This window comes from Amycolatopsis sp. La24 (assembly GCF_029087445.1).
GTDB lineage: Bacteria > Actinomycetota > Actinomycetes > Mycobacteriales > Pseudonocardiaceae > Amycolatopsis > Amycolatopsis nivea.
Window position 1 is genome coordinate 1 of the sequence record NZ_JARACH010000069.1, and the last position, 20,883, is coordinate 20,883.

Sequence of the window (20,883 nt, forward strand, 5' to 3'; positions counted from 1 at the left end):
CCTGCGGTTCGGGGGTGCTTGTCAAGGCATCTTTCCCGCCTTGACAAGCACCCCCGAACCGTCAGCACAATCAACCTTCGGGGTGCCCCACGCAACCAAGGGCCGATGTCGCCGCCAGGCGACGAGCCACACCCCTAAAGACGCTCCAACACGGTCACGTTCGCCTGCCCGCCGCCCTCGCACATGACCTGCAGGCCGTACCGCCCGCCACTCCGCTCCAGCTCATGCAGCAACGTAGTCATCAACCGCGCCCCGGTCGCCCCGATCGGGTGCCCCAGCGCGATCCCGCCGCCGTTCACGTTGACCTTCTCGTGCGGCACGCCGATCTCCTGCATCCAAGCCAACACCACCGGCGCGAACGCTTCGTTGCACTCGAACAGATCGATGTCCCCCACCGACAGCCCGGTCTTCTCCAACGCCCGCTGGGTAGCCGGAATCGGCGCGGTCAACATCCACACCGGATCAGCCCCGTACACGCTGATGTGATGCACCCGAGCCCGCGGCGTCAACCCGTGCTCCTCGACCGCCCGCTCGGAAGCGATCAGCAATGCCCCAGCACCATCACTGATCTGCGAGGCCACCGCAGCCGTAATCGGACTGCCTTCCTCCAACGGCTTGAGACCGGCCATCTTCTCCAGCGTCGTATCCCGCCGCGGACCTTCATCCACCGAAAACTCGCCGACCGGCGCGACCTCCCGCGAAAACCGACCGGAATCAATAGCGGCCGAAGCCCGGCGATGGCTCTCCAAAGCGAACTCCTCGAGCGACCGCCGGGAAAGCCCCCACTTCTCCGCGATCATCCGCGCCGAGCGGAACTGCGACACTTCCTGATCCCCATACCGAGCCACCCACCCAGGCGACTCCGCAAACGGCGTGCTGAACCCGAACTGCTGTCCCACCACCATCGCCGAAGAAATCGGAATCGCAGACATGTTCTGCACTCCCCCGGCAACAATCAGATCCGCAGTCCCCGACATCACCCCCTGCGCCGCGAAATGCACCGCCTGCTGGCTGGACCCGCACTGCCGATCGATAGTCACCCCAGGCACGTGCTCCGGCAGCCCGGCCACCAGCCAAGCAGTCCGAGCCACATCCCCAGCCTGCGACCCGATCGTGTCGCAACAGCCGAACACGACATCGTCCACCGCACCGGGGTCGATCCCGGTCCGCTCCACCAGCGCACGGATCGCGTGCGCCCCCAAATCCGCGGAATGCATCTCCGCGAGCGAACCGCCGCGCCGCCCGACCGGAGTGCGAACCGCGTCCACCACATATGCCTCAGGCACGAATCCTCCAGAATCAGGGATGCTGACTGCTCACCGAGACGACTTCACCGGTGAGATAAGACGAATAAGCACTAGCGAGGAACACCATCACATTGGCGACTTCCCAGGGTTCCGCAGCCCGCCCGAACGCCTCGCGCCCCTTCAGTTCGGTCAGCAATTCGGCAGTGGTGACCTTCTCCAGGAACGGATGCATCGCCAGACTGGGCGACACCGCGTTGACCCGGATCCCCGACGAAGCCAGATCCATCGCCGCCGACCGCGTCAACGCCATCACCCCGGCCTTGGCCGCCGCGTAATGCGCCTGCCCCTCCTGCGCCCGCCAGCCGATCACCGACGCGTTGTTCACGATCACCCCGCGGCAACCGCGAGCGATCATCCGCCGGGAAGCCGCCCGAATACACCGAAAAGTCCCGGTAAGCGTCACGTCGAGCACCAACGACCACTGCTCGTCCGTCATCTCGGTGATCGAAGCCGTACCGCCGAGACCGGCGTTGTTCACCATGACCTCGACCCCGCCGAACGGCTCGGCCGCGTCCAGCAAAGCGGCGACCTGCTCCTCCTTGGTCACGTCGCACACCACCGACGCGACCCGTTCGGCGCCGAACTCCGCCCCCAGCTTGGCCGCCGCCTCGGCGAGCCGGCGCTCATGCGTATCCCCGATCACGACCGCCCGGGCGCCTTCTTCCAGGCACCGCCGGGCAACCGCCGCCCCGATGCCCGCGCCCGCCGCGGCAGTCACGACGACCACGCGCTCGGCAAGCAACCCGTGCCCCGGCACGTAATCAGGCGCGGGCTGTTCCGGTTTAACGCTCACGGTCGCGGCTCCCTAGGCAGGCCGAGCACGCGCTCGGCAATGATATTGCGCTGGATTTCGTCCGAACCGCCGTAAATGGTGTCGGCCCGGCTGAACAAGAAAAGCGTCTGCTGCGCATCAAGATCGTAAGCACCGGCGGCAGTCAACGCAGAACCCCCGCGGACCTCCATCGCCAGTTCGCCCAGTTCACGATGCCACCGAGCCCACAACAGCTTCGACACCGAAGCCTCCGGCCCCTGCGACCCAGCCTCATACGCACTCAGCGTCCGCAACGCGTGCACCCGCAGCACCTCGAGGCCGACCTCGGCCCGCGCCAGCCGATCCCGCACCACCGGATCGTCATAACGCCCGTTCGCCCGCGCGGCAGCGACAACGCCAGCCAATTCCCGGGCGAACCCGACCTGCTGCCCGATCGTCGACACCCCGCGCTCGAACCCGAGCGTCGCCATCGCGACCCGCCACCCGTCCCCGGGCGCGCCGACGACCAGCGACTCTTCGGTCCGGGCCCCGTCGAAGAAGACCTCGTTGAACTCGCTGGTCCCGGTCAGCTGCCGGATCGGCCGCACCTCGACCCCGGGCTGGTCCATCGGCACCAGCAAGTACGACAGCCCAGCGTGCCGCCGAGACCCCGGCTCGGTCCGCACCACCGCGAAACACCACTGCGCGTGCTGAGCGAGCGACGTCCAGATCTTCTGCCCGTCGATCACCCACTCGCCGCCCTCCAGCCGGGCCCGCGTCCGCACCCCGGCCAGATCAGACCCGGCGTCCGGCTCGGAATAGCCCTGGCACCACAGCTCGGTGACCCCGACGATCGCCGGCAAGAACCGCCTCCGCTGCTCGTCCGTGCCGTGCGCGATCAACGTCGGACCGAGCAGTTCCTCGCCGAGGTGGTTGACCCGCGCCGGCGCGTTCGACCGCGCGTACTCCTCGTGGAAGATCACCTGCCGCAGCAGGCTCAGCCCGCGCCCGCCGTACTGGACCGGCCAGCCGAGGCAGGTCCAGCCGTGCGCCGCCAGATGCTGGTTCCACGCCTGCCGTTCCTCCGGCGCTTCGTGCTCGCGCCCGGACCCGCCGAGGCCCTTCAGCGCGGCGAACTCGCCCGCGAGGTGGTCGCCGAGCCACTCGCGCACCTCGGCGCGGAACTGCTCGTCCTCGGGGGTGTAGCGAAGATCCACCCGTCCTCCTGGTCCGCCGGTGCCGGTCCCGCCACGCTACCAAACCAAGCACTTGTTTGGTAGCATCGCCGCCGAACCGAGAAGGAGTGATGCGCGTTGAGCGGAACCGAAGAAAGCACCGACGAGCAGGTCGTGACGTACGAGGTGCGCGGTCCGGTCGCGGTCGTCACGCTGAACCGGCCGCAGTATCGCAACGCCCAGAACTCGAAGATGACCTACGCGCTGGACGCCGCGTTCACCAAGGCGGTGGACGATCCGGACGTCAAGGCGATCGTGCTGGCGGGCAACGGCAAGCACTTCTGCGCCGGGCACGACATCGGCACCCCGGGCCGCGACATCGACCAGAGCTTCGAGCGCAAAGCGGTCATCTGGTGGGACCACGCCGACCGGGCGGGCGTCGATTCGCGGTTCGCCCGCGAGTCGGAGGTCTACCTCGGCATGTGCCGCCGCTGGCGGGAGATCCCGAAGCCGGTGATCGCGATGGTGCAGGGCGCCTGCATCGCGGGCGGCCTGATGCTCGCGTGGTCGTGCGACTTCATCGTGGCCTCCGACGACGCGTTCTTCTCCGACCCGGTGGTGCGGATGGGCATCCCGGGCGTCGAGTACTTCGCGCACCCGTGGGTGATGAACCCGCGCGCGGCGAAGGAGTTCCTCTACACCGGCGACCGGTTCGGGGCCGACCGCGCGCAGGCGCTCGGCATGGTCAACCACGTCGTGCCGCGCGCCGAACTGGAAGAGGCGACGTTCGCCATCGCCGAGCGCATCGCGCAGATGCCGCAGCTGGGCCTCGCGCTCACGAAGAAGGCCGTCAACCAGGCCGAAGACCTGATGGGCATGCGGTCCGGAATGGACTCGGTGTTCGGCCTGCACCACGCCGCGCACGCGCACAACGCCGAGCTGGACACCGATTCGCTCGCCGGGCTCGACGCGCGTTCCATGGCGAAGGCCAACAAGAAGGCCGCGGGAGAGTCATGAGCCCGGAATTCACCGCCGCGGAAGAGGAATTCCGCGCGGAAGCCCGCGCCTGGCTGGCGGAGAACAGCCCGGGCCCGCTGCCGTCGATGGACACCGAGGACGGCGCCCGCGCGCACCGCGAGTGGGAAGCGAAACTCGCCGAGGGCCGGTGGTCCGCGGTCACCTGGCCGGCCGAGTACGGCGGCCGCGACGCGACGTTGACCGAATGGGTGCTGTTCGAGGAGGAGTACTACCTCAGCGGCGCGCCGACCCGGATCGCGCAGAACGGCATCTCGCTGCTGGCCCCGATCATCTTCGAGCACGGCACCGACGACCAGCGCCAGCGGCACCTTCCGCGCACCGCCAACGGCACCCGGATCTGGGCGCAGGCCTGGTCCGAGCCGGAGGCGGGCAGCGACCTCGCCGGGATCCGCAGCACCGCCGTCCGCGACGACGAACGCGGCGGCTGGGTCCTCAACGGACAAAAGATCTGGAGCTCCCGCGCCCCCTTCGCGGACTGGGGTTTCGGCCTGTTCCGCTCCGATCCGGAGGCCGAACGGCACCGCGGGCTCACCTACTTCCTGTTCCCGCTCGATTCGGACGGCGTCACCGTCCGGCCGATCGCCCAGCTCGACGGCGACTGCGGGTTCGCCGAGATCTTCTTCGACGACGTCTTCGTGCCTGATCAGGACGTCCTCGGCGGGGTGGGCGACGGCTGGCGCGTCGCGATGAGCACGGCGGGCAACGAACGCGGCCTGTCGCTGCGGTCGCCGGGCCGGTTCCTCGCGGCGGCGGACCGGCTGCTCGACCTCTGGGCCGAGCGCGGAGCCGAAGCGCCGCACCTGCGCGACCGCGTGGCCGACGCGTGGATCAAGGCCGAGGCCTACCGGCTCTACACCTGGGACACCGTCGACCACGTGCAGCACGGCGGCGACGTCGGCGCGGCGGGCAGCGTCAACAAGCTCTTCTGGACCGGGCTCGACCTCGGCATCCAGGAAACCGCGCTGGACCTGCTCGGCGCAGGACAAGAAGTGCGCGGACGGTGGACGGAGGACTACCTGTTCGCCCTCGGCGGCCCGATCTACGCCGGCACCAACGAAATCCAGCGCAACATCGTCGCGGAACGGCTGCTCGGCCTCCCCCGCGGCGACCGCAGGAAGGCACAAGCATGAAGTTCCGGCTGTCCGCCGAACAGCGCGCGTTCGCCGAAGCGCTGGACGCCCTGCTGGGCGCGGCCGACGTCCCCGGCGTCAACCGGTCCTGGGCCGCCGACCGGCCGGAACCCGGGCTGCTGCTGTGGAAACAGCTCGCTGAACTGGGCGTGACCGCGCTCGGCGTGCCCGAGGAACACGGCGGGGTCGGCGGGACTGCGGTCGATCTCGTCGTCGCTTTCGAACGGCTCGGCTACCACGGCGTGCCGGGCCCGGTGATCGAGTCGATCGCCGCCGCGCCCGCGCTGCTCACCGACGCTTCGCTGCTGTCCGCGCTGGCTTCCGGCGACGCGGTGGTGACCTTCGCGAGCGCGCCGGACACTCCGTACGCGCTGGATGCCAACGTCGCGACGGACGTCTTCGTGGTCGGCGATTCGCTGGCTCGGGCGGAAATCGGCCGCTCGCTGCAGTCGGTCGATCCCTCCCGGCATCTGTTCGAGGTGACCGCCGGTGCCGAGGTTCAGCCGCTTTCCCCGGAAACCCGCGCACAGGCGCTCGATCTCGCCAGCCTCGCCTGCGCCGCGGAGTTGCTGGGCTGTGGCGAGCGAATGCTGGCCGACACCGTCGCCTACCTCGGGCAGCGACGCCAGTTCGGCCGCGTGATCGGCGAGTACCAAGCACTCAAGCACGCCGCCGCGGACGTCCGCGTGGCGCTCGACTTCGCCCGTCCGCTGGTGCTCGGCGCGGCCCGCGAACCCAGTGCTCGGGCGATCTCGGCCGCGAAGGTCGCCACGTCGGACGCGGCGCAGCTCGCCGCGCGCACCGGACTGCAGTTGCACGGCGCGATCGGCTACACGCTCGAGTGCGACCTGAGCCTGTGGCTGTTGCGGGTCCGGGCGCTCGTGGGCTGCTGGGGCACGCCTGCCGTGCACCGCGCGCGGGTGCTGGAGAGCCTGATGAGGGGCCGCTGATGCACTTCGCGCTGACCGACGAACAGCGGGAACTCGCCGCCGCCGTCCGAGGGCTGGTCACCCGGCGGGCCGCGAAGACCGATCTGCGGGCGGCGATTGACTCGCCGTCCGGGTACGACACCGAATTGTGGACCGCGTTGTGCGAGCAGATCGGCGTCGCGGCGCTGGCCATCCCCGAGGAGTACGGCGGGGCCGGGTTCAGCCTCTTCGAGACACATGTCGTACTGGAGGAACTGGGCGCGAGCCTGACTCCGTCGCCGCTACTGGGGTCGGGAGTGCTTGCCGCACAAGCATTGCTGGCCGCGGACGCGCCGGAGCTGCTTCCCGGGATCGCGGCGGGCGAGGTCGTCGCGCTGGCCTGGGCGGATCGCACCGGACGGCATCGGACCGGCGGTTCGGACGTGGTCGCGTCCTCGGGCGTGCTGAACGGCACCGCGACGTTGGTGTTGGACGGTGCGCAGGCATCTCACCTGCTCGTAGTTGCCATGGCAGATGGACGCCCCGCGCTGTTCCAAGCCGCCGCGACGCCTGAAGCGACCCCGGCGGTGGACCAGACGCTCAGGTTCGCCAAGGTGGAGTTCCGCGACACCCCGGCGACCCTGCTCGCCGCCGACTTCGCCGAAGCGCTCCCCCGGCTGCACGCCATCGCCGCGATCGCTTGCACCGCACTGCAAGTCGGCGGTGCACAGTCCTGTTTGGACCGAACCGTCGCGCATCTCAAGGAACGCGAACAGTTCGGCCGCCCGCTCGGTTCGTTCCAGGCGTTGAAGCACCGGGTCGCGGACATGCTGGTGCAGGTCGAAACCGCGCGCTCGATTTCCTGGGCGGCCGGCTTCGCGGCCAGCAACGGCGACGACGTCGTCCAGCAGGCGGCGTACGCGAAATCGTGGTGCAGCGAGGCTTTCACCGCGGTCGCCTCGGAAACCGTCCAGCTGCACGGCGGGATCGCGATCACCTGGGAACACGACGCCCAGCTGTATTTCAAACGGGCGCACGCGCTGGCGCAGCTCTTCGGCGACGCCCGTGAGCACCGCGCCCGGCTCCGGAGCGACGCATGATCCACCACGTCGGAATCACCGTGCACGACCTCGCCGCGTCGACCGAGTTTTACCGCGACCTGCTGCGCGGCAGCGTCGAAGGGCCGTTCGAGCGCAGCGGTCCGCGGATCGACGAGGTCACCGGATACCCGGGAGTGATCGTGCGCCAGAGCTTCGTGTCGACCGGCGACGGCGACACGGTGGTCGAGCTGCTGCAGTACGAAAACGGGTCGCCGAAGCGGATCGACCCGGACCACGGGCAAGCGGGCGCCGCGCACGTCGCGATCACCGTCGCCGACCTGGACGCGACGCTGGAGCGGCTGCGCGGACGCGGGGTCGCCGCGGTGTCGGAGCCGATCGTCACGAGCCATCCGATGGCGGGCTGCCGCGCGGTGTACGTGCTCGATCCGGACCGGGTCCGCGTCGAGCTGGTGCAACTGCCCGCCTGAGCAAGACGAACACACTGGAGGAACGAATGGGCGGCAAGTCCATGACCCTGGACGGCGTCACCGAGTACGTCCGGTCCGGGATGACCGTCGGGATCGGCGGCTGGGGGTCGCGGCGCAAGCCGATGGCGATGGTGCGCGAACTGCTGCGCAGCGACGTCGAAGACCTCACGCTGGTCACTTTCGGCGGGCCCGAGGTCGGGCTGCTGTGCGCGGCGGGCAAGGTGCGCCGGGTGATCTACGGGTTCGTCTCGCTCGACACGATCCCGCTCGACCCGCATTTCCGCGCCGCGCGCGAGGGCGGCCGGGTCAAGACGACAGAGTACGACGAGGGCATGTTCGTCGCCGCGCTCCGGGCGGGTGCCAACCGGCTGTCGTTCCTGCCGACGCGGGCTGGGCTGGAGAGCGACGTGCTGCTGATGAACCCGGAGCTGAAGACGGTCGCATCGCCCTATGACGACGACGTCTACATCGCGGTGCCCGCGGTGCGCCCGGACGTCTCGCTGCTGCACCTCAACCGCAGCGACACCCTCGGCAACGGCCAGTTCCTCGGCCCGGACCCGTACTTCGACGACCTGTTCGCGATGGCGTCGGACAAAACGCTGCTGAGCGTCGAGAAGATCGTGGACACCGAGGACCTCACCGCCACCGAGCGGTCGACGTCGCTGCTGATCAGCCGGATGTTCGTGAACGGCGTGATCGAAGCCCCCAACGGCGCGCACTTCACCTCGTGCGACCCGGATTACGGCCGAGACGAGGCGTTCCAGCGGCATTACGCCCAGTCGGCGCAGGACGAGGTCTCCTGGAAGCAGTTCCGCGAAACCTTCCTGACCAGCGACGAGGCCAGCTACCACGAAGCAGTGCGCGCCTTCCACCGCGCGACCGAGAAGGAGTCCGCATGAGTGCCCCCGCAACCCGCGCCGAGGTCTGCATCGCCGCGTGCTCCGACGCGTGGCGCGGCTCCGGCGAGGTGCTGGCCCACGCGGTCGGCACGGTCCCTGCGGTCAGCGCGCGGCTGGCCCGGCTCACCCACTCCCCCGAGCTGGTGCTGTCCGACGGCGAATGCCACTTCATGGCCGACCCGCCGCCGCTGGGCAAGACCGCGGCGGCGGGCGGGACCGTCGAGGGCTGGGCCCCGTTCGGGCGGATCTTCGACATCCTCAACACCGGGCGGCGGCATTCGATGATGGGCGCGAGCCAGATCGACCGGTTCGGCAACCAGAACATCTCGCTGATCGGCGACTGGCGGAAGCCGAAACGCCAGCTCATCGGCATGCGCGGCGCGCCGGGGAACACGGTCAACCACCGCACCGACTACTGGGTGAGCCGGCATTCGAGCCGGGTGTTCGTGGACCGGGTGGACGTCGTGTCCGGGGTCGGCAACGACCGGGCCCGCGCGCACTCGTCGACGGCGTTGCGGTTCCACGACCTCGGCGTCGTGGTGACCGACCTGGCGGTGCTCGACTACGACGAGGACGGCCGGCTGAAGGTGCGCTCGCTGCACCCGGGCGTCACCGAAGAAGAGGTGCGCGCGAACACCGGTTTCGAGCTGGACTTCAGCGGTGCGGGCGTGTCGCGGGTGCCGGACGAGCACGAGCTGGACCTGATCCGCACCGTGCTCGACCCGAAGAACGCCCGGGACCGGGAGGTCAAGGAGTCCCGGTCCTGAACCGCTCAGCCGGCGAGCAGCCCGCCGTACAGCATCGCGAGGTACTGCTCCGCCACGACGTCGTGGCGGAGCTTTCCGCGCGGGTTGTACCAGCGGACCGACGACCAGACGGTGTCCCGGATGAACCGGTACACGAGGCTCACCTCGAGGTCGTCGCGGAATTCTCCGGTCTCCCGGCCCGCCTGGAGCACGCCGAGCCACAGTTTTTCGATCTTCAGCGACGTCTTCCCGACGAATTCGAAATCGGCGAGGCTGCCGACGACGGCCGATTCGTTCTGGTAGAGCGCCACCGCGAACGGCCGCTCGTGAATCGTCGCGAAGGCGGTGTACACCAGCGCGTCGAACTGCTCGCGCGGCGTGCCGTCCTTCCCGGCGATCTCGGTGAACGCGGCCAGCAGGTCGTCCATGAACTCCTTGAGGATCTCGCGGAGCATGTCCTCCTTGGACGCGAAATGGTGGTACAGGCTCCCGGAAAGGATGCCCGCCTCGTCGGCGATGTCGCGGACGGTGGTCTGGGAATAGCCCCGGGTCGCGAAGAGCTGAGCGGCGATGCCCAGCAGCTCGCCGCGCCGAGTGCCGCCGTTCTTGACCGGGGCCCGGCCGGTTCGCGGAGTCATCGCATGGATCCCTTCCTGCCCGCTGCTTTCCCCTATGCTACCGAACAAGCACTTGTTCAGTGAGGAGACCCGCGTGTCGACACCTCGCACGATGCCCGCCCTGCTCGACGAAGCCGCCCGCCGCCACGGCGGCGCACCGGCTGTGGTCGACGGTACGACACAGCTGTCCTGGACCGCATTGCGGGAGCAAGTGCGGGTGGTTTCCCGCGCGCTGGCCGCGGTCGGCGTCCGGTCCGGCGACCGGGTCGCGGTGTGGTCGCCGAACCGCGTGGAGTTCATCCTGACGTTCCTGGGCGCGCAGTGCCTCGGCGCGGCGCTGGTGCCGATCAACACCCGGTACCGCGGCGAGGAAGCCCGGGTGGTGCTGGAACGGTCCGGTGCTTCGGCGCTGGTGCTGTGCAACGGATTCCTCGGCAACGACTATCTCGGGATGCTGACCGAGGCCGCCTCCCGTTCGGGCGGGTCCGGTGCGGTGCCTGGACTTCCGCAGCTGCACACCGTGATCGACCTCGGATCGGACGGCGTCGCGTTGCCGTGGAACGAATTCCTCGCCGGGGCGGAGTCGGTGCCCGCTGTCGACGAATCCGTGGTGACGCCTTCGACGGTGGCGGACATTCTCTATACCTCGGGCACCACCGGAGTGCCCAAGGGCGTGATGAGCACGCACGCCCAGACGATCGGCGTCGCGGACGTCTGGGCGAAGGGCGCTTCGCTTACCCCGGCTGACAAGTACGCGATCGTGAACCCGTTCTTTCACTCCTTCGGCTACAAGGCCGGGGTGGTCGCGGCGATCACCGCTGGCACGACCATCTACCCGGTGCTGACGTTCGACCCGGTCGCGTTGATGGAGCTAGTCCAGCGAGTTGGCATCTCAGTGCTGCCCGGTGCGCCGACCATCTTCACCACGCTGATCAACCACCCGCGCCGCACCGAATTTGACCTGTCGTCCCTGCGCTTCGCGATCGCCGGCGCGGCCTCGGTGCCGGAGAACCTGTTCTCGGACATGCTGGAAATCCTCGGCTTCGAGCAGGTCGCGCAGGCGTACGGACTCACCGAATGCGTGGTGGCGACCCAGTCGAGGCCGAACGAGGACCCCCGCCACGTCGCCCACACGACCGGCCCGGCGGTGCCCGGCCTGGAGATCCGCGCGGTCGACAGCGAGGGCAAGGACGTGCCGGTCGACTCGGACGGCGAAATCCTCATCCGCGGCGAGTTCGTGATGCTCGGCTACTTCGACGACCCGGACGCGACCGCCGCGGCGATCGACGCCGACGGCTGGCTGCACACCGGCGACGTCGGACAGCTGGACGAACACGGCTGCGTCAAGATCACCGGACGGCTCAAGGACATGTTCACCGTGGGCGGGTTCAACGTGTACCCGGCCGAGGTGGAAAACGTGCTGAGCACCCACCCAGACGTCGTGGAAGCCGCGGTGATCGGCGTGGACGACGACCGGATGGGCTCAGTGGGGCGCGCTTACGTGACGCTGTGGGCGGGGGTCGAGCTGGATGCGGAGGGGCTGCGCGAGTACTGCCGGGAGCGGCTGGCGAATTTCAAGGTGCCACGCGAGTTCGTGGCGATCGCGGAGCTGCCGCGGAACGCGAGCGGGAAGATCGTGAAGCGGGAACTGGCCTGACGGTCGCGGCTCACCGGGAACTCAGCGGAGCGGACTCCGACGTAGTGGCCCGGAAAGTCCGCCCCAGTTCTGGCCCCCGGCCGACGTAGTGGCGAAACACGTAAAACAACGGCTCCCAAGCCGCCACGCGAATGTGCCGGAGATCCGGTTCCGCAAGTGCCGGATGGACGTGCACCCGCAGCACCTCGGCCTCGACGATGCCCAGACCTGGGTCGCCGGGATGCCGCACGGCCGTCACCCGGCATTCGACCTGGAGCGGGCATTCCGCGGCCCGGTCGACCGCGACGAGGTCGGCCGGGACCGGGGTCAGACGGGCGGCGCCGAATTTGTCGCGTTCGGTCCGGAACTGGCCTGTCTTGTGCTCCGGCACCACGGGAGCGCCGGTCAGCCCGGCCAAGCGTTCGACGGCGGGCCACAGTTCGGCGCTCGGGTAGTTCAGCACGCAGTCCGGCCGCTCACGCAGGTTGGCGAAGGTGTGGCCGGTGCTGCCGAAGCCGAGCACGGCGGTGCGGCCGAGCACCCAGGCCGACGACATCGGGGCCAGGTTGGTCGTCCCGTCGGCGTTCGCACTGGACAGCAGCACGACGGGGGTGCCGGGGTAGAGCACCGGCGGGTCGATCACGACGGAATCCATGACCGCATCCTGGCGGCGGGACGGTTCGGCGGGCACCGAACCGTCCGGCGCGATCAGGCGAGCCGCTCCAGCACCATCGCCATGCCCTGGCCGCCCGCCGCGCACATCGTCTCCAGGCCGAAGGTCGCGTCCCTCGCCTGCAGGCCGTGCAGCAGCGTCGTCGCCATTCGCGCGCCCGTTGAGCCGAACGGGTGGCCCAGGGCGATGGCCCCGCCGTGCACGTTGACGCGGTCGAGGTCCAGGCCCAGCTGGTCCACGCACGGCAGCACCTGCGCGGCGAAGGCTTCGTTTATCTCGACCAGGTCAACGTCCTTGACGGACAGTCCGGCCCGGCCCAACGCCTGCTGGCTCGCCTCGACCGGACCCAGCCCCATGATCTCCGGGCTCAACGCCGACACCCCGGTTGCGACGATCCGCGCCAGCGGCTGGATCCCCAGTTCGCGCGCCCGGACGTCGCTCATCACCACGAGCGCGGCCGCCCCGTCGTTGAGCGGGCAGCAGTTCGCCGCGGTAACCGTCCCGTCTGGACGGAACACCGGCTTCAGTTGAGATACCTTCTCCAGCGTCACGCCCGCGCGCGGACCGTCGTCTGTGGACACCACAGTGCCGTCCGGCAAGGTCACCGGCGTGATGTCCTTCTGCCAGAACTCCCCCGCCGCCTCGGCGAGATTCTGGCTGCGCACCGCGAAGGCGTCTTGGTCCTCCCGGGACACTCCACAATGGTCAGCGACGTTCTCCGCCGTCTCGCCCATCGCGATGTAGACGTCCGGCAGCGCACCGTCTTTCCGCGGGTCTGTCCATTGCAGACCGCCGGCGGCCCGCTTCTCCGTCACAGCCATCGCGTCGGCGTACCGCGGGTTCTTCGTGTCCGGCATGCCATCGGCTTTCCCTTGGGAGAAGCGCGAAACGCACTCGACGCCCGCTGAGACGAACACGTCGCCCTCGCCGGCGCGGATCGCGTGCATCGCCATCCGCGTGGTCTGCAGCGAGGACGCGCAATAGCGATGCACAGTCGTGCCGGGCACCGCGTCGAGGCCGAGTCGCAGCGCGACCATCCGGCCGAGGTTGTACGCCTGTTCCCCGGCCGGTTGCGCGCAGCCGAGCATCAGGTCGTCGATCCGGCCGACCTCCGGGACCGCGGCCAGCGCGGCTTCGACCATCTGCGCGGCGAGGTCGTCCGGCCGCAGGTCCTTGAGCGATCCCTTGTACGCCCGCCCGATCGGCGAGCGGGCGGCGGAGACGATCACGGCTTCGGGCACAGCGAGGTCCTCCTCAGGCGTTCGGGGTGTGCTGGAGGAAGGCCGGCCATTCGCCGCCTCCGTCCACATTGAGCACCGCTCCGCTGACATGGCTGGCGAGCGGCGACGCGAGCAGCAAACAGGCTTGGCCGACCTCGGCCGGCGACGCGAACTGTCCGCGCGGGATCGTCCGGGCGACCGCGTCGCGCTGCGCCGGATCGCCGTAGTGGTCCTCGGAACCCGGCGTCTCGACCAACCCGCAGCTGACCGCGTTGACCCGCACCCGCGGAGCCCACTCGACCGCCAAGCTGGTCGTGAGACTTTCCAGTGCCGCCTTCGCCGCGCCGTACACCGCGGTGCCCGGGCTGGGCCGCCGCGCCGAAATCGACGTGATGTTCACCGCCGACGCCCCGGGCGTCTCGCGCAGGATCGGATGCGCCGCCTGGAGGACGTACGCCGCGGACAGGAAGTTGAGCTCGTTGATCTTGCGGTGAAACCGCGGCGACGCCTCGGCGAACTGCGCGAACGGCGCGCCGCCCGCGTTGTTGACCACGACGTCGAGCCGTCCGTGCCGCTCGCCGATCTCCTCCAGCCACTTCTCGACCTGCTCCGGCTCCCGCACATCGACCTGCGTGAACCGCGGCTTGCGGCCGTCCGCCTCGCGCAGCTGCCCGGGTTCCGTGCGCCCGCAGATCTCGACCTTGGCGCCCGCTTCGAGGAACGTCGCCACGATGCCGTCGCCGACTCCGCGCGCTCCGCCGGTGACGAGGACGACGCGATCGGTCAGGTCGAAGCTGACTAGCATGCTGCTCCTTCTCGCCGGGAGCGCTCAGCTTACCAAACAAATGCTAGGTTGAGGACGAGGAGGTTTTCCATGCCACAGGAAGCAATCCGGCGAGTCAGCATCGTCACCGGGGGCGCGCTGGGGATCGGCGGGGCGACCAGCCGCCGCCTCGCCGCGCGCGGGGACCTGGTCGTGCTGAACGACCTCGACGCCCCCGCCGCTGCCGCCGCGCGCGCCGAGATCGAGGCGGCCGGCGGCGTGTGCGAAACGGTCATCGGCGACATCGTGGCGGACGAGGCGGTCGAGGCCGTCACCGCCGCGGCCCTGCGCCTGGGCGACGGACGGATCGACGTCCTGGTCAACAATGTCGGCGATTTCCGCCCCGCTTCCCGGGATTTCCTGCACAGCACGCCGGACCAGTGGGCGCGCTTGCATGAACTGAACCTGCTGCACGTCTTCAAGCTCACGCACCGGGTGCTGCCGCACATGATCTCGCAGGGCTCCGGCGTGATCGTGAACAATTCGACGGTGGAAGCGTTTCGCGGCATCCCCGGGCACGCGGTGTATTCCGCTTACAACGCCGGGGTTTCGGCGTTCACGAAGAGCCTGGCAGTCGAGGTGGGGCGGCATGGCGTGCGGGTGAACGCGATCGCGCCGGATCTCGCGGACAGCCAGCAGACTCCCGCCGCCGCGATGCTGCGCGACAACGACCCGGCGGCGATCGAAACCTGGGTGCCGCTGGGCCGGTTCGGGCACGTGGACGAGTACGCGAAGGTGATCGAGTTCCTGACGACGGACGCGGCTTCCTACGTAACCGGCCACACGATCCCGGTGGACGGCGGGACGCTCGCGGCTTCGGGATGGTATTTGCGGACGAACCGGAAGGGGTTCACGAACTTTCCACGGCAAACGTGAGGCGGCGAGGCGGGTTCGGCTCCCTTCGGCTCACGCCACCACGGCCCCGTCCTCGCCTCACCACTGATTCGTCCCTCGCCCCGCCTCGGCCCCGCCATCTCACCACCGCGACCCCGTCCTGGCCGCACCGCGACTCCGCCCGCCACCACTTGCCCAGCCCGCGCATCACCACGGCCCCTCCCGCAAGCCCCCAACCCCAGCTCGACCCACGCGCAACCGGGCGGCAACCCGAGCGGCGCCTCGTGAGTGTTCACGCCGGTTCGAACACTCACGAACCGCTCAACCCACGTACCCCGCGGGCTGTCCCCAGTCCGCACCCCGGGTCGTAGTCCGGTCCACCAGCACGCATCGCGTCCCGGTGAAGTTCGTCGGCATGCACTTGTTGCAGTGGATGCACAACGACGGCGTCTCCGGCTCCGCCGCGATGCGGTTCACCAGATCCGGCTCGCGCAGCAACGCCCGCCCCATCGCGACGTACTGGAACCCTTCCCGCATCGCCAAATCCATCGCCGCGCGGTCGGTGATCCCGCCGAGCAGCACCATCGGCAGCTTCACCGCGGCTCGGATCTGTCGCGCGTCCTCGAGCAGAAACGCGTCCCGGTAAGGATATTCGCGAATGAAATGCTTCCCCACTGCCTGCACGCCCAGTTTCAGCGGCTGCGGCATCACCGCCGCGAACTCGCGGACTGGCGCGTCGCCTTTGAACAGATACATCGGGTTGAGCAGCGACGATCCGGCGGTCATTTCGAGCGCGTCGCAGGTGCCGTCGGCTTCGAGCCATTGCGTCACCGGGATGGCTTCGTCGAGCCAGAAGCCGCCGGGGGCGCCGTCGTCCATGTTCATTTTCACGATCACCGCGATCCGGTCGCCGACGGCGTCGCGCACCGCACGCATCGTGTCGCGCGCGAGCCGGGCGCGGTTTTCCAGCGAGCCGCCGTATTCGTCGGTGCGATGGTTGAGTTTCGGGCTCAAGAAGGAACTGATCAGGTAGTTGTGTCCTAAGTGGACCTCGATCGCGTCGAAGCCGCACTCGATGGCGCGCAGGGCAGCGTCGGCGTGGGCGCGTTTGACGCGTTCGATGCCGGCGTGGTCGATTTCCTGGGCGAAACTGAGCGTCGTCTTGTGGAAGTACCGGCTCGGCGCGAGCGCGGGCAGCCCGTTCCCTTTCGGATTCGCGACCGGCCCGCCGTGCCCGATCTGCGCCGAGACCGCCGCGCCCTCGGCGTGCACCGCGTCGGTGAGCACGCGCAGTCCAGGGAGGGATTCGTCGGTCCAGTAGATCTGATGCCGGTCGGTGCGGCCTTCCTTGGCGACCGCGCAGTAGGCGACCGTCGTCATCCCGACGCCGCCCTTCGCGTAGCCGACGTGGAAATCGACCAGATCCCGGGTGACCCGGCCGTGATGGCTGAGCCCCTCGTAAGTCGCCGCCTTGACAACGCGATTGCGCAACTGCACCGGCCCGAGCCGGGCAGGAGCCAGCGGATCGGGCGGGGTGGGGGTCGTGGAAGTCACCCTGTCACGGTAGGAAACGGAGGGGCTGGCCCGCTCTGGCGATCTCGGTGACCGGGAGAGCGGCGGGCTCTCGAGCGCGGTAACGCCGCGGCCGGGCCCGGCGACTTCTCTTCATGCCTCACCGGAGGAGAAACCGCCCATGACCGATTTCAAGCCGCGCCCCCGCTATCACCCCGACGCGTTCACCGGACCCGTCGCGATCGCCGAGCGGCTCAAGGAAGCGTCCGAGACGGACGGGCCGACGGACTACGCGAACCGGATCAACCTGGAGATCCTGGGCCAGCTCGCGGCGATCCGACGGCACGCGCTGGTCATCGCCACCATTGTCGTGCTGTGGGCGATCCTGACCTCGATCGGGATCATCGTCATCATGGCGCAGCTGCTGAGCAGTGCGTCGCCCGCATACCGCTACTGAGGGACCGGCCAGGGAGCCGCGTCCTCCAGCTGCGCCGCCAACGACAACAACACCCCCTCCTGCCCCAGATCCGCCGCGAACTGCACTCCCAGCGGCAGCCCGTCGTCATCGTTCCCGAGCGGAAGTGAGATCGCAGGCATCCCGGTCACGTTGAAAACGCTCGTCCACGCCGAGAACCCAGCCGCGTGCTCATAGATCGACGCGGGATCCGACGTGTCCAGCAAGCCCAGCGGCGGAGTCGGGAGCGGCAGGGTCGGCGTGAGCAGGACGTCGTAGGAGGTGAAGACCTGCCCGACCTCCCACCCGATCTCCTGGGCCCGCCGCAATGCGCGATGGAGTTGGTTGGCGGTCAGGCCCCGGTAGTGGTCCAGCAGCAGTTCGGTGAACGGCTCGACATCGCCCGGCTGGAGTTCGCGGCCCAGGGCTGCCAGCCGGTCTTCCACGATCACCACCAGGTCCGCGCCCATCAGCACTCCGCCGGTCGTGCGGACGTCCGGGAAATCGAACGGGGCCACGGTTTCCTCGACGTGATGGCCTAGTTCCTCGCACAGTTTCGCCGTCTGCTGCACCGCGGCCAGGCACGCCGGATGCGGGTCGACGCCGGTTCGGGCTTGGGTGGCCAGGCCGATGCGGAGGCGGCCGGGAGCGCGGCGAGTTGCGTCGAGGAAGGTGCCGGGAGGCGTCGGGGCGGCGAAGGCTTCACCTGGCAGTGGTCCGGCGATCGCGTCCAGCAGGGCGGCGCTGTCACGGACCGTCGTGGTCACTGCGTGGGCGACGGAGACCGGGGCGGCGAGGGTGCCGGAGTCGGGGGCGCCGGTGGTGCGACCGCGGCTCGGTTTCAGGCCGACCAAACCGCACATGGCCGACGGGATCCGGATCGAGCCGCCGCCGTCGGTTGCGTGGGCGGCGGGGACCAAGCCCGCGGCGACGGCGGCCGCGGAACCGCCGCTGGAGCCGCCGGGTGAGCGGGACGGGTCGTGCGGGTTGCGGGTGGGGCCGTGCAGTTGCGGTTCGGTGCTGGCGTTGAGGCCGAACTCCGGGGTGTTGGTGGTGCCGAGGATGACCAGACCGGCGCGTTTGTAGCGGCGGATCAGTTCGCTGTCCACTGTGGACACTGCGGTGGCGAAGAGCGCACTGCCCTGGGTCGCGGGGAGACCGGCGATTTCGGTGCCGAGGTCCTTGACCAGGAACGGGACTCCGGTGAGCGGGCCGTCCGGGAGTCCGGCGTCAATTTCCGCGAGCGCGGCTTCGAAGCGACGGCCGACGACGGCGTTGATCTGCGGATTAGCCTCCTCGATGCGGACGATCGCTTGCTCGGCGGCTTCCCGGGCGGACAGGTCGCCACGGCGGATGGCGGCGGCGGTGTCGAGGGCTGAAAGGGTGGACACAGCGAGGTCTCCTCAGAAAGGGCTCAGCCGAAGAAGGCTTGGCCGCCGTCGAGCGGCACGGTGGCTCCGGTCAGGTAGCGCAGGTCGGAGCCGACCAGCGCGACGACGGCGCGGCCGATGTCCTCCTCGCATTCCCCGATCCGGCCCATCGGAATGGTCGCGACGAATTTTTCGGCCTCTTCGGGATTGTGCTCGGTCCACCATTTCAACCCGGGCGACAACGCGTGCGGCGCGATCGCGTTGACTCGGATCCCGTCGCGCGCCCACTCCACTGCGGCAGTGCGCGACAGCGAGCGCAAGGCTTGTTTCGCTGCGGCGTAAGCACCGTAGGTGGTGGGATCCCAACGTACCATCGCTGATGTGACCAGGTTGACGATCGAACCGTCACCGGTCGCCTTCAAATGCGGGTGTGCAGCTTTCATGAACGCGAAAGCCGCGAACGGGCCGGTCTCGAAACCGCGCGCGAAATCCTCGTCGCTCATTTTTAGCAATGGACTGAAAGCGCCGGAGTACGCATTGTTGACCAGAATGTCCAGCCGGCCGAACCGCGCAACAACCTCGTCGACAACGCCGGGAATAGCCGTAGTATCCGCGACATCGCACTCGAACGGCTCCGCGGAACCTCCCCGCTCACGCACGAGGCGACAGGTCTCGTCGAGTTTGCCGCGCGTACGCCCGAGAACCGCGACCGACGCCCCCTCCCCTGCCAGCGCCAGCGCGATTCCTTGCCCGACGCCTTGTCCGGCACCCGTCACCAGGGCCACCCGGCCCGCGAGCGTGTTCATCGGCCTCCTTCGTCTGGGGCAACCGGTCGCGCGACGTGTTTCGCCACGAAAATGCCGTCGGCGGAAACGCAAACCTGGCCGCCGGCGAGAATTTCGCCGGTGGTGTGGATCCGGCGGCCCTCGCTGGATTGCTGCCGCGCGCGAATCGTCAGTTCCTCGAACAGCGGGGTCGTCCGGTGGTAGCGGACGCTGAGCGTGCCGGTCATCCCGTCCGGCCCGGGCCCCCAGCTGTTGGCGACGCCGAGCGCGTGATCCAGCAGCAGCGCGGAAATCCCGCCGTGCACGCAGCCCGGCGGACCCTGATAAGGCAGGCCGAGCGTCACGGTTCCGGTGACCGAGCCGTCCGGCAAACCGTGCAGGCGCAGCGGCGGCGCGAGCGCGTTTTCCGGGCCGGTAACGGGATCGTGGCGCGGTCGTCCGGCCCACATTCCGACGAACCGGTCTTGCCGCTCCGGCGCGTGTTCTTCGAGCTGGTCGGCGATCCGGTCGAGTTCGCGGGCGATCTCGGTCATCGGCGCGGTGCTGTCCGCACCCGCGTGCAGGAGCGCGCTGACCACCCGGCGGGCCGCCGCGACGGCAGCGTCGATGCCGTCGTCGTTCGGAACGGGCGACAACGGGACGTTCTCGGCGTAAGTCGTCATCAGTAGTGCGCCGCCGGGCGGAGGGTCGCCTCAGCGCCGCCGTCGACGTAGACGACCTGGCCGGTGATGTGCGTGGTCGCGGCGTCGGCGAAGTACGCGAGGACGCGCGCGACGTCTTCCGCAGCTGCATAACCGTGCAGCGGCATCGGGACTGCTTTGTCCATCACGGCTTTCATCTGCGGGTCGGCGAAAAGCCCGTCGGTCATCGGCGTCCGGACCACGCCGGGCGCGACCACGTTGACCGCGATTCCCGCGTCGGCCCAGCCGGGCGAAACCGACGTCCGGCGCGCCCATTGCGCGATCGCGGACTTCGAGGACGGGTACAGCTGGAGCGCGCGATTGTCCGCGATCGCCGCGCGGGCGGCGGTCAGCGCGGCTTGCTCGTCGCCGCGCAGGCAGGCGTCGACCACGGCGGGGTCGTTCGGCTGGGTCCCGGAGATCGAGCCGACCAGCACGACCCGCGGCGCCTCGGATTTCGCGAGCAGCGGCTGCAGGGCTTCGATGAACTCGGTGCTGCCGAAGTAGTTCACCGTGACCATGGCTTCGCCGGGATTCGACGTGCCGGCGCAGGTCACCACGGCGTCCACCGGCCCGGTGCGCTTGCCGACCTCCTCGGCGGCAGCGGCGCGACCGTGCGGGGTCGAAAGGTCCGCGTCCACGTCGCTGCCCGCGAGGTCGACGCCGAGGACCCGGTCGCCGCGTTCGGCGAGGAGACCGCTGAGCGCCGCCCCGATCCCCGAACTCGCTCCGGTGACGACGACGGTGCGCGGCATGAGGGCCTCCTGAGGTGGGGTTCCGGGAACGGCCCCGACGCT

Annotated in this window: 22 protein-coding genes; 10 read left to right on the forward strand and 12 right to left on the reverse strand. The window is 69.4% G+C overall.

What is annotated here, in order from left to right:
- Window positions 1–134 precede the first annotated feature (134 nt).
- Genes PUT80_RS39155 through PUT80_RS39165 form a run of 3 tightly spaced genes read right to left on the reverse strand, consistent with a single transcriptional unit; the run spans window position 135 to window position 3,275 of the window.
- A complete protein-coding gene (locus PUT80_RS39155; protein WP_275295134.1) occupies window positions 135–1,286 on the reverse strand; it encodes an acetyl-CoA C-acetyltransferase in 1,152 nt (383 codons plus the stop codon).
- 13 nt (window positions 1,287–1,299) lie between these two features.
- The gene (locus tag PUT80_RS39160) at window positions 1,300–2,100 is read right to left on the reverse strand and encodes an SDR family oxidoreductase (RefSeq protein WP_134728652.1); all 801 of its coding nucleotides are present in this window, start codon (window positions 2,098–2,100) and stop codon (window positions 1,300–1,302) included.
- Window positions 2,097–3,275 carry an acyl-CoA dehydrogenase family protein gene (locus PUT80_RS39165; RefSeq protein ID WP_275295135.1) on the reverse strand — a complete coding sequence of 393 codons (1,179 nt, stop codon included), beginning with the start codon at window positions 3,273–3,275 and terminating at the stop codon, window positions 2,097–2,099. Before PUT80_RS39165 ends, PUT80_RS39160 begins: the two co-directional genes overlap by 4 nt.
- A gap of 96 nt (window positions 3,276–3,371) precedes the next feature.
- On the opposite strand from PUT80_RS39165, the gene PUT80_RS39170 reads away from it, so the two are divergent.
- The 7 genes from PUT80_RS39170 to PUT80_RS39200 are packed head-to-tail and all read left to right on the forward strand — an operon-like array spanning window position 3,372 to window position 9,503.
- Window positions 3,372–4,250, forward strand: a complete 879-nt coding sequence (locus tag PUT80_RS39170) for an enoyl-CoA hydratase (RefSeq protein ID WP_275295136.1) — start codon at window positions 3,372–3,374, stop codon at window positions 4,248–4,250.
- Window positions 4,247–5,401: an acyl-CoA dehydrogenase family protein gene (locus PUT80_RS39175; protein ID WP_275295137.1), complete on the forward strand. Its 1,155-nt coding sequence runs from the start codon at window positions 4,247–4,249 to the stop codon at window positions 5,399–5,401. The genes PUT80_RS39170 and PUT80_RS39175 overlap by 4 nt, the downstream gene beginning before the upstream one ends.
- Window positions 5,398–6,351 (forward strand): acyl-CoA dehydrogenase family protein, encoded by a 954-nt coding sequence (locus PUT80_RS39180; protein WP_275295138.1) that lies wholly within the window; start codon window positions 5,398–5,400, stop codon window positions 6,349–6,351. Before PUT80_RS39175 ends, PUT80_RS39180 begins: the two co-directional genes overlap by 4 nt.
- Window positions 6,351–7,409: an acyl-CoA dehydrogenase family protein gene (locus PUT80_RS39185; RefSeq protein ID WP_275295139.1), complete on the forward strand. Its 1,059-nt coding sequence runs from the start codon at window positions 6,351–6,353 to the stop codon at window positions 7,407–7,409. The genes PUT80_RS39180 and PUT80_RS39185 overlap by 1 nt, the downstream gene beginning before the upstream one ends.
- A complete protein-coding gene (locus tag PUT80_RS39190; protein ID WP_275295140.1) occupies window positions 7,406–7,837 on the forward strand; it encodes a VOC family protein in 432 nt (143 codons plus the stop codon). Before PUT80_RS39185 ends, PUT80_RS39190 begins: the two co-directional genes overlap by 4 nt.
- 26 nt (window positions 7,838–7,863) lie before the next feature.
- Window positions 7,864–8,736, forward strand: coding sequence for a CoA-transferase (locus PUT80_RS39195; protein ID WP_275295141.1), 873 nt, complete (start codon window positions 7,864–7,866; stop codon window positions 8,734–8,736).
- Window positions 8,733–9,503, forward strand: a complete 771-nt coding sequence (locus tag PUT80_RS39200) for a CoA-transferase (protein WP_275295142.1) — start codon at window positions 8,733–8,735, stop codon at window positions 9,501–9,503. The genes PUT80_RS39195 and PUT80_RS39200 overlap by 4 nt, the downstream gene beginning before the upstream one ends.
- Window positions 9,504–9,508: 5 nt before the next feature.
- Here the strand turns inward: PUT80_RS39200 and PUT80_RS39205 are convergent, their stop codons facing one another.
- Window positions 9,509–10,120, reverse strand: a complete 612-nt coding sequence (locus tag PUT80_RS39205; RefSeq protein WP_078870430.1) for a TetR/AcrR family transcriptional regulator — start codon at window positions 10,118–10,120, stop codon at window positions 9,509–9,511.
- Between the two features lie 73 nt (window positions 10,121–10,193).
- Between PUT80_RS39205 and PUT80_RS39210 the strand changes: the two genes are divergently transcribed.
- A complete protein-coding gene (locus PUT80_RS39210; protein ID WP_343076916.1) occupies window positions 10,194–11,756 on the forward strand; it encodes an AMP-binding protein in 1,563 nt (520 codons plus the stop codon).
- Between the two features lie 10 nt (window positions 11,757–11,766).
- On the opposite strand, the gene PUT80_RS39215 is transcribed toward PUT80_RS39210, so the two are convergent.
- Genes PUT80_RS39215 through PUT80_RS39225 form a run of 3 tightly spaced genes read right to left on the reverse strand, consistent with a single transcriptional unit; the run spans window position 11,767 to window position 14,433 of the window.
- Window positions 11,767–12,390, reverse strand: a complete 624-nt coding sequence (locus PUT80_RS39215; protein ID WP_275295143.1) for a flavin reductase family protein — start codon at window positions 12,388–12,390, stop codon at window positions 11,767–11,769.
- A 53-nt stretch (window positions 12,391–12,443) separates the two neighbouring features.
- The gene (locus PUT80_RS39220) at window positions 12,444–13,649 is read right to left on the reverse strand and encodes an acetyl-CoA C-acetyltransferase (RefSeq protein ID WP_275295144.1); all 1,206 of its coding nucleotides are present in this window, start codon (window positions 13,647–13,649) and stop codon (window positions 12,444–12,446) included.
- Window positions 13,650–13,662: 13 nt separating this feature from the next.
- A complete protein-coding gene (locus tag PUT80_RS39225; protein WP_275295145.1) occupies window positions 13,663–14,433 on the reverse strand; it encodes an SDR family oxidoreductase in 771 nt (256 codons plus the stop codon).
- A gap of 69 nt (window positions 14,434–14,502) precedes the next feature.
- Here PUT80_RS39225 and PUT80_RS39230 point away from each other — a divergent pair, with 69 nt between their 5' ends.
- Window positions 14,503–15,327 carry an SDR family NAD(P)-dependent oxidoreductase gene (locus PUT80_RS39230; protein ID WP_275295146.1) on the forward strand — a complete coding sequence of 275 codons (825 nt, stop codon included), beginning with the start codon at window positions 14,503–14,505 and terminating at the stop codon, window positions 15,325–15,327.
- A gap of 279 nt (window positions 15,328–15,606) precedes the next feature.
- On the opposite strand, the gene PUT80_RS39235 is transcribed toward PUT80_RS39230, so the two are convergent.
- Window positions 15,607–16,839, reverse strand: coding sequence for an NADH:flavin oxidoreductase (locus PUT80_RS39235; protein WP_134667758.1), 1,233 nt, complete (start codon window positions 16,837–16,839; stop codon window positions 15,607–15,609).
- 139 nt (window positions 16,840–16,978) lie between these two features.
- Here PUT80_RS39235 and PUT80_RS39240 point away from each other — a divergent pair, with 139 nt between their 5' ends.
- Window positions 16,979–17,254, forward strand: a complete 276-nt coding sequence (locus tag PUT80_RS39240; protein ID WP_275295147.1) for a hypothetical protein — start codon at window positions 16,979–16,981, stop codon at window positions 17,252–17,254.
- Here the strand turns inward: PUT80_RS39240 and PUT80_RS39245 are convergent.
- From PUT80_RS39245 to PUT80_RS39260, 4 genes are read right to left on the reverse strand one after another with little or no spacing between them, the layout of a single operon-like run.
- Window positions 17,248–18,642 (reverse strand): amidase family protein, encoded by a 1,395-nt coding sequence (locus PUT80_RS39245; RefSeq protein ID WP_275295148.1) that lies wholly within the window; start codon window positions 18,640–18,642, stop codon window positions 17,248–17,250. The genes PUT80_RS39240 and PUT80_RS39245 overlap by 7 nt on opposite strands.
- A gap of 23 nt (window positions 18,643–18,665) precedes the next feature.
- On the reverse strand, window positions 18,666–19,427 hold the full coding sequence (locus tag PUT80_RS39250; protein ID WP_037812261.1) for an SDR family oxidoreductase: 762 nt from the start codon (window positions 19,425–19,427) through the stop codon (window positions 18,666–18,668).
- Window positions 19,424–20,068: a PaaI family thioesterase gene (locus PUT80_RS39255; RefSeq protein WP_037812262.1), complete on the reverse strand. Its 645-nt coding sequence runs from the start codon at window positions 20,066–20,068 to the stop codon at window positions 19,424–19,426. Before PUT80_RS39255 ends, PUT80_RS39250 begins: the two co-directional genes overlap by 4 nt.
- Entirely contained in the window at window positions 20,068–20,841 is a 774-nt protein-coding gene (locus PUT80_RS39260) for an SDR family oxidoreductase (RefSeq protein ID WP_037812263.1), read from the reverse strand. Before PUT80_RS39260 ends, PUT80_RS39255 begins: the two co-directional genes overlap by 1 nt.
- Window positions 20,842–20,883 lie beyond the last annotated feature (42 nt).